Source organism: Pseudomonas sp. 30_B, from assembly GCF_017491605.1.
Classification (GTDB): Bacteria; Pseudomonadota; Gammaproteobacteria; order Pseudomonadales; family Pseudomonadaceae; genus Pseudomonas.
Genome location: NZ_JAFGYY010000393.1, coordinates 1 through 434, shown reverse-complemented (window position 1 = coordinate 434; position 434 = coordinate 1). Strand labels below are relative to the sequence as shown.

1 protein-coding gene is annotated in these 434 nt (G+C 64.1%); it reads left to right on the top strand.

All coding sequences use genetic code 11. The features are described 5' to 3' along the window. Positions 1 to 434, top strand: a 434-nt coding sequence (locus tag J5M67_RS28825; protein ID WP_243434947.1) for a GTP-binding protein, incomplete at both ends; no start/stop codon positions are given.

The window sequence follows — 434 nt, the reverse complement described above, 5'->3', positions numbered from 1 at the left end:
ACGTGAAGAACATGATCACGGGCGCGGCGCCGATGGACGGCGCGATCCTGGTGTGCTCGGCCGCTGACGGCCCTATGCCTCAAACGCGTGAGCACATCCTGCTTGCGCGTCAGGTTGGTGTGCCGTACATCATCGTGTTCCTGCACAAGTGCGACATGGTGGACGACGCGGAGCTGCTCGAGCTGGTCGAAATGGAAGTGCGCGAACTGCTGTCGAAGTACGACTTCCCGGGCGACGACACGCCGATCATCAAGGGTTCGGCGAAGCTGGCGCTGGAAGGCGACAAGGGCGAGCTGGGCGAAGTGGCGATCATGAACCTGGCCGACGCGCTGGACACGTACATCCCGACGCCGGAGCGTGCGGTCGACGGCGCGTTCCTGATGCCGGTGGAAGACGTGTTCTCGATCTCGGGCCGTGGTACGGTGGTGACGGGT